Source organism: Rugamonas sp. FW305-51, from assembly GCF_058786935.1.
This window is the reverse complement of record NZ_JBYSZG010000093.1, coordinates 1-7,595: the sequence shown is the minus strand read 5'-3', so window position 1 is coordinate 7,595 and position 7,595 is coordinate 1. Positions and strand designations below refer to the sequence as shown.

Here is a 7,595-nt window from a genome sequence, read left to right as displayed (position 1 = left end):
GTCATCGTCAAATCCATCGCCCCTGGGCGGATTAGAACTCCAATTGCTGGAGGCGACAACTATTTTGACAGAGGGGGCTTCTGAAGCACTCTATCGATGCTCCGCATGACTAGGTTCGAAAGCATCGGACTGGTCGGGGCTCCTTGTGGAAGCCGGCCGAGCACCTTCTGCTGGTAATCCGAAATAGAATATTTTTGCCCGACGACCTGCCACGACTCCAGGCCAGAACTCACGCGTGACGGTGCGTTCGTGACCGTCGAATGGATGATGCCAGCGGACCGTGGCGCGATGCGCCGCATTGAATACCACTTCGCACCTCCGATGCCTATCACCGTCAATTCCAGCAGCACACTAGAAGACTATGTACGCATCGCCCTGTCTCACTTCGACCGCACGGATGCCCCAATAGCCGGCGAAAAGCAGTATTGCCGTACCGCAGACTTGGAAGCGAACGGCGACCTACGCATCACGATGCTTGCTTAGCGTTGCGCCGAGCATCCTTCGCCAAGCTCAAGACAAAGACTCGGCATAGGGCCTTTGAAATATGCGATGCCGAGAGAGCCTTCGTTCCGTTACCATAGCCGGCTGATGTATTCAGGCATTGGCGCACGCACTGCGCGCTGTGCAGCATTAAGAATCGTTTTCAGGGTTCCTCGGCCCTTTCCTACTTCCTCAATAGCTGAAATCAGGGCAGGTAGGACAAGGCGCGGCGAGGAAAAGAGAAAAGGGCTGCTCGTCAGCATACGCCAGTCCTGTGCAACATGCCGTGCTAGATGTAGATTGCAAACCTCCTGGCGCAAATATGAGCCATCACTGACCACGGCAGAAGCTAGGAGTCCCTGTAAGTTCAGCCTATGCAGCGGAGACAGTGGTCGCAGCAATGACTGAGCCGCCGCACCGCAACGTTCCGCTGCCGGTCTACTAGGCTCTGCAGCGATGTCCCTAAGCCCTTCGGCGGCGCCAATTGCTCCGTGGAGCATCAATCTTACGTTTTCCAAAAGCGGATGATTTTCGGGTTGAACTTCCAGCACTTTCTCCCAAGCCTTCAGATTCTCTTGGAGTTGTGCCCCGGAGCACCAAGCGCCGGCGACGAGTAGCCCAAACCATCGCTCTGGCTGGGGCGCCAGTTCTTCAATAACTTCCTCGTCGGGCATCACTATGGAGCCGGCTTGCGAGCCCAAGTACGTGGCTGCACAGTCAAATCTCACTAGCGCGTCGATGAACTGAGGCCCGGCGCCAGCGCCAAGAAGCAAGGCAATCCGTGCTTCAGCGGCAAACCATCGGACTAACCGATACGGGACACGCGAAAGATGGGAAATTTCAGAATCAAGCCCGGGGCTTTCTATGCCATGACAAGCAGCAAGCTTCGAAGCTTGCGCGCGCAGCAAAAGCGACCGCCCTTCTTGCCCTGGCTCCACTTCGGGTACCTTCAAAGCCGGTGAACTGGCGTACCCCGGCTCAAACTTCGGGCGTGATTCTTCAGGCTTCGAGTAGAAATACTCGATGCAACGGCACACGTCTGACGCTGTGCGCTGAACAGCTTCCCAACGCCCGCCTTCATCCTCTCCAGTGGCTGCTGTCGCCGGAATGTCCAGTACAGCCTGAACAATCGTCTCTACGGCCTCTCGCACGAAGCCTCCCCTAATCGCGGCGTGCGCACTGTCAACGAGCAGGCCGAACTTCGTCACCGTGAACGTATCTGGCTCTAACCGGTCGGTCCCTGCCCGGAAGATTTCCGCTGACTCAGCCCAACGTCCAAGGCGGTGAGCACTTATCGCGGCGCGACGGTATGCGAAGGGGTCCATCACAGGATGACTTCCAGCGCTGCTCATCAGGCCGCCCCAAACCTGCAGTACCTGTTCGTCGTCCTTGGTTTGGAATAGTACGTTCGCGCGTTGTTCGTCAAGAATTGGGGATTTTCCAAAAGCAGACGCTGCAGCACTTAATGCTGCCAGTGCATCGTCCCCCCTATCCAAATGCTCCGTAAGAATCGTCGCCTTAGCCTTTGCAGCCTCGCGACCAAACCGTAACGAAGCACGTTGAACAGCATAATTTTCAATCGTTGACAGTAGGTCTATCCATGACTTCCAGTCAGCAATGTCTTCGTGTTGAGCCGCCCAAGCGCCTTGGACAAATGCCCCAAGGGTCTGAACCAGTGGCCAGTCGAGAACGGAGTCAAATTCTGCACGTATGTAATCCGTGGCCTCGCTGTCAAGCCACATGACGAGCTCGCACAAGGAAGACTCATTTCTAACCCAGCGAGTTGTGAACGCAAGCATTAGCTGGGTTATGCTACCGCCAGCAGGAATCCCTGTACGAGCATCTCCACTACCCAGCGACGCGGAAAGGCTATCAGCAACTAGCTGTTGTGCTTCTCCTGTGAGGGTCGCAAGTCCTTTTATGGCAGCAAGGCGGTGCCTCAGTGGAATCTTTGGCGACTCGCTGATGCAGATGGTGTTCCACATCAATGAATGCATCCCGTCTTGCAGAAATTTCGGCGACAGGTGCTGGACTTCCTCGCCCCAGCGGTCACAAATCGCCGGCAAAGTGTCAGAGTCTAGAGTTACTGCGACACGAAACTGAAGGCTGCGAAGCGCAGCGCCATGTTGCGGACTGCCGGCTATGAACTGTCCCGGCTCCAGTGCCACGTACGACAGCCATAACAGGTTGCGCTCCACCTCCCGCCGTGCGGTGTTGTCATCGATAAGTTGCAATCGAAAAGCCGCGTTTGCTACGAGTCCCCAGTCTTGTCCGAAGTACGCGTGGAACAGCAACGCTGCTGCTTCTGATGGGCTGAGGGTGCCTTTTTGGAGGAGCGTGTTATGAAGCAGAGTATGCGCGGCCCGCTTGCGCTCAGGCGACCACGCGTCGTTTGCTGCGCCCTGAAGCAGCGGAGTAGTTCGATGCCATTCTCGTTCAACACTCTCGAGCCACCTGCCCGTCAATCTATCCACAGCATCACCGGCATTTTTGACGCCAACGGCTTCCGCCAGGCGCACGGCAACTGTCCTGTGTAGAAGAACAACACTTTCGGACGCGGTGTACAGGAATTCCGCTTCTTCCGCAGGTACGGTTGCGCTTAGCAGCTGACGCGCGAGCTGACGAACAGTCTGCGTTGCGCCAGTCTGCATTCCAAAGTTCGACGTACTCGGCGCCGGCCACTTCTGCTCCGCCAGTTCAATAAGTCGGACCTGAACTAGTTTTGGGTGGCCGCGACTCTGTACGTTAATTGTCAGGGCCCAGAATGCTGCGTCGTCCCTCGGACACCCGTGGTGAAGACAAAGGGACTGAACTTCCTCCTGACTTAGTTCTGGCACGTCAACAATCTCGAGCCGGTCAAACGCGGAGAACTGCGCCGACTCGCTCGAGGCACCTTGGGCTGTCAAAATAACACCACAACCGAAATTACTGGCCCGGTGCAGCACCAGCAATAGAGAGTTTTGGAAGGTACGGTGGGCCGCCGGCGAGATGTTCAAGTCGTCAAGCACCACCAGTCCCGGACACTCTCCTTCTTCAATCTGACCGGCAAGTGCCAGCAATACATTGTCCACCTGGTCAGGGCGTCGGTCGGTCAAGTTTACCCACCAGGCGTCAGGACAATGCGATTCAATGACCAACTGCGCTAGTGTTGTCTTACCTTTGAACACCGTACCGGTCAAGAGAACCGGGCGTCGCTCCACTACCGCTTCTGTAAGCCGCTGGGTCAGTGCAGCCCGAGGAATGAGGGGCGAGGGAGGCGGTGGGACCTTTTGGATGAGCAGCTTCAGGAGGCCGAGCCCGGGCGGTGCACTGGCCAGCAGGTCTGGAATCTTTTCGACTGGCAGCGGCAAGTATGTGCTTGTTGCCCTGTCAAACTGCCGCAGTAGGTCCCCTAGCGTCAGGCGCCGAAGTGACGAGTTCTGCTCGGTTATGACTTCCCAGAAGCGAGACTCGAGTTGGACCTGTACCTTTTTGGTGAGGCTGGTAGGCCGACTTTGGTTCGCAAGGAGAACAGAAATGCGGTCCTCGACGCTTCGTTTTACAACATCGATGTCGGGATGACTCGTGAACCAATGAAAGCGCCTGAAGAGGCGCTCCTGGAGCTCGGATGTCTCGGCCGTCTCAAGAAAGTGCTTAAGCTCGCTTTCCTCACCCAACTTTGTCACAAGGTAGTTCGCCACTGTTCTGGCCATGGACGCACTCGTTCGCGCAACCCGCCACGCGTTTATGCCACATATGCCCCCGAAAGCTGCATCACGTTCCAGCGCAGCGGCACTTGTTGTCAGGTAATGTGTATGGACCAAGCGCGAAGGCTCTTGGTTAGCGAGCGTCCAGTGGTTTTCCAGGGCCTCCCTTGCCTTCGCAGTTCCCAGCGAGATGGCCCCTTCATTGTGCTTGACTTGCACCGCCACGTCACCGCTAGGATGCCCTACCACGTCGAAGTCTTCAGCGCCTTCCAAGTAGATGACTTGTTCATCATCGCGGACTCGCAACCAGGCCTCAATCGAACACCACCCTTGGTAGACGACACCGCGCAGCGATGCTACCGCCTGGCGCTTCGGGTCACCGGTTAGCTCTTTGCTATTCATGCGGGGTTAAGTGAACGCCCATTCAATCGACAGCGACTCTGCCTGCTTCAGTAAGGTTTCGGTCGCGTCGTCCTGCCGGTCAGCTGGATATTTGTAGCGCTTGAACAGTGTTTTTACCATGACCCGTAGCTTGGCTGTGATGGAAGAGCTCGTCAAGTTCACCTTGCTCATGCGCGACCGTCCAGCATATCTGGCCAGCCGGTTCAGCGAGCGCAAGGAAGTAGTTCTGCAGAGTCAGTTAGATGGGCGGCAGGGACCTTTCCTGGCCTGAAGTTCGTCAACTACCGCGCACAGTTCACGTTCGATGAAGTGACCGTTAAGACTCAATAGGCTCACATGAGTGGCGCCAAGCAGGGCGTTCAAGCCCTGCCGCCCCTGAGGTAATTAAAGCAGAGCCCTCAGCGTCTGCAATCGCTTCAAATAAGTCTGGGCGGCTTTGCGGGAACTCCATGGGCTTTCACCATAGAGGTATCCGTGGCCAGTCGGACGATGGCTAACCACATCAATTTGTTCTTCTCCGAGTTTGGTATGCAAGGAGCTGAAATTTTTGTAGTCCACCAACTCTTTCACGTCCATACCCACAGGCTTGTAATGACGATTGGCGAGTACCTGAGTGTTTGCCAACGCCGGCTCAAGAACATATGGCAACCATAAGCGCATTTCCCAGTAGGCCTGAGAGCGCATGCCAACTTGGAACCGAGGTACCTTAAGCAAGGTTGTAATGTAGTCGATTGCGAAGTCAACCGAATGCTTGGCGGATATAAACATCTGCCAGATGTCTGGAACGTCAACGTTCGGGCTCGCGTTTCGGTCAGGCATGCGTTCGAACGTTTCTGGGCGATTGCGCATAGCTGCTCGCATCTCACTTTCAGAACGAACGAAGCAGTAGGCCGTTACGTTGCCAATAATCTTCGCTGGCGCAACGCTCTTCATCATAAGCGCCCAGCTACTGAAGCCTTCGGCATGCGCCAAGTTGTCTTGCGCTTCGTGAAGCGGGATACCTAAATTGCGGGAATTCTTCTTGGCTTCAAGCTTGAGGCGCTTGAGCTTAGTAGAGGTGAATTTTGACACGATAGCTCTCCAGGCCACCATATGCTTTCAGCGCGTCCACACACCAAAAATGGCAACCAGAAAAGTTATCAGTTGCACTATACACATGTTCCCAAGGGATACTTCGCCAATGTGGACGGGCTAGCCGATGTGCACGGCATATTCCGAATTTACATCGAGCGATGCCTAAGGTCAATGTCCAACTTCAGAAACTAACAATTGTTAGCCTAATTTCCGCGAACTTGCCCTGAAATCCAAAACACTCACATTCCCCAAGTGCTTGATTTTCTTGAGGCGTAGCGTGAGCCTAACTTCTGGGATGGGCAACCAGAACCGGATCTCGGGCCCGCTGCTGGACCGCATCGACATGCAGATCGAGGTGGGAGCGGTGGAGGCGGAAGTCCTGGCCGCCGAGGCGGACGGCGAGTCGTCGGCCACCATCATGGCCAGGGTGGAACAGGGCTACCAACGGCAATTGCGGCGCCAGAACAAGAGCAACCAGCAACTGACTACGCGCGAGATCGACCAGTTGTGCAAGCTCGACCGCGCCTCCGAGCTGCTGCTACGCACCTCAATGAAGCGTTTTCACTGGTCGGGCCGGGCTTACCATCGCATCCTGCGGGTGGCACGCACCATTTCGGACCTCGATGGTGGCGGCGCCATCCGGGAAGTGCACGTCAGCGAAGCCATCCAGTACCGGCGCGCGCTGCGCCAGTGCTGAATACCGTGTTTGCGATTGCATGGGCGGCGCGCGCCCTGCTACCATCGGACATGCGAAAATTCTCCCTCCCCCTCCTCCTGACGACGCTGCTGGCCGCGGGCGTGCTTTCCGCCTGCAGCCCTAAATACGACTGGCGCGACTACCGCAGCAGCGATGCCCCCTATGCCGTCCTGTTCCCGGGCAAGCCGGCCAGCCAGACCCGCACCATTACACTGAATGGCCAGGAAGTGAGCATGACGATGACGGCCGCCGAAGTGGACGGCGTATCGTTTGCCGTGGGCAGCGCCAAGCTGGCCGATGCGGCCATGGCGCAGGCGGCGCTGGCCGCCATGAAGACGGCGCTGGTCAACAATATCGGCGCCGCCGTCGTCTCGGACAAGACGACCATCACCTCATCCGGCACGGGCAGCCCGGCCGGCCAGCAAACCATGGTGGAAGTCGAGGCAAAAGGAGCGCAGAATGGAGAAACGATGTTGCTGATCGGTCATTTCATTGCCAAGGACAGCAGGATTTACCAGGTCATCATCATGGGTAGGGAAAAGCATGTCGTTCGCGACACAGTTGACACCTTCATGAGCTCCTTTAAACTAAACTAACAACTGAGCGCGAGCGGCAACAAAGTTGTATCGTCTTGCAAAATCCGCCTCGTGGCCTGATGTTTGCCTGACCGGGAGTGGTTTGTCAAAACGTTGATGTTGATGTATGCGAACGGACAAGTCATGTTATCGTTGTAAACAACAAGACTCGGAAAGTGCTTATGCTGATCACATTCAAATCCAAATCGTTGCCTGAAGTAATGATGTATCAGGAACATGCACAGCGCATCCTCGACCTGTTACATAAAAGTCCCACCCGCGGGGTGATCACGGCGGCAGAAGCCGCCCAAGCATTATCTGTCCTGGAACATGAGGTCGCGCTGAGCAAACTGCATCCGGAAGTGGATGCGGAGCATGAGGTCCATACGCCCGAGCAGGAAGAGAACGGCGAGTTGCCCGAAAATAAGCTGCGCGTCGGCTTTGCGACGCGGGCATTCCCCCTGCTGGAAATGCTGCGCAACGCCAAACGGGAAGGTCAGGACATCATCTGGGGTGTCTGACGGCCGGCAACGGCGGGCAGGACAAGAAGCGCTTCTTCATGAAGCGCTTTTTTTATGTCCAGGCAGAACGACAGATGGGGGCCGGACGAAAAAAAACCCCAACCGGATCACCGGATGGGGTTTTTTAAATAACTAGCCTGACGATAACCTACTTTCACAC

At 56.2% G+C, this 7,595-nt stretch carries 6 protein-coding genes and 1 pseudogene; 4 read left to right on the top strand and 3 right to left on the bottom strand.

Annotated elements, in window-relative coordinates; all coding sequences use genetic code 11:
• Positions 1 to 249: 249 nt before the first annotated feature.
• The gene (locus AC3WOS_RS28265) at positions 250 to 483 is read left to right on the top strand and encodes a hypothetical protein (RefSeq protein ID WP_492720619.1); all 234 of its coding nucleotides are present in this window, start codon (positions 250 to 252) and stop codon (positions 481 to 483) included.
• 89 nt (positions 484 to 572) lie between these two features.
• On the opposite strand, the gene AC3WOS_RS28260 is transcribed toward AC3WOS_RS28265, so the two are convergent.
• The 3 genes and pseudogenes from AC3WOS_RS28260 to AC3WOS_RS28250 form a co-directional block, all read right to left on the bottom strand.
• The gene (locus AC3WOS_RS28260) at positions 573 to 4,568 is read right to left on the bottom strand and encodes a hypothetical protein (protein WP_492720617.1); all 3,996 of its coding nucleotides are present in this window, start codon (positions 4,566 to 4,568) and stop codon (positions 573 to 575) included.
• A 6-nt stretch (positions 4,569 to 4,574) separates the two neighbouring features.
• Positions 4,575 to 4,712, bottom strand: a pseudogene (locus AC3WOS_RS28255) (type I restriction enzyme endonuclease domain-containing protein); the annotation flags it as partial.
• A 240-nt stretch (positions 4,713 to 4,952) separates the two neighbouring features.
• Positions 4,953 to 5,639: a hypothetical protein gene (locus AC3WOS_RS28250; protein WP_492720615.1), complete on the bottom strand. Its 687-nt coding sequence runs from the start codon at positions 5,637 to 5,639 to the stop codon at positions 4,953 to 4,955.
• A gap of 280 nt (positions 5,640 to 5,919) precedes the next feature.
• Here AC3WOS_RS28250 and AC3WOS_RS28245 point away from each other — a divergent pair, with 280 nt between their 5' ends.
• The 3 genes from AC3WOS_RS28245 (at position 5,920) to AC3WOS_RS28235 (ending at position 7,435) form a co-directional block, all read left to right on the top strand.
• Complete coding sequence (locus AC3WOS_RS28245) at positions 5,920 to 6,339, top strand: magnesium chelatase subunit ChlI family protein (RefSeq protein ID WP_492720613.1); 420 nt, start codon at positions 5,920 to 5,922, stop codon at positions 6,337 to 6,339.
• Positions 6,333 to 6,935 carry a hypothetical protein gene (locus tag AC3WOS_RS28240; RefSeq protein WP_492720611.1) on the top strand — a complete coding sequence of 201 codons (603 nt, stop codon included), beginning with the start codon at positions 6,333 to 6,335 and terminating at the stop codon, positions 6,933 to 6,935. The genes AC3WOS_RS28245 and AC3WOS_RS28240 overlap by 7 nt, the downstream gene beginning before the upstream one ends.
• 161 nt (positions 6,936 to 7,096) lie before the next feature.
• Positions 7,097 to 7,435: a DUF1840 domain-containing protein gene (locus AC3WOS_RS28235; protein WP_492720609.1), complete on the top strand. Its 339-nt coding sequence runs from the start codon at positions 7,097 to 7,099 to the stop codon at positions 7,433 to 7,435.
• Positions 7,436 to 7,595: the final 160 nt, after the last annotated feature.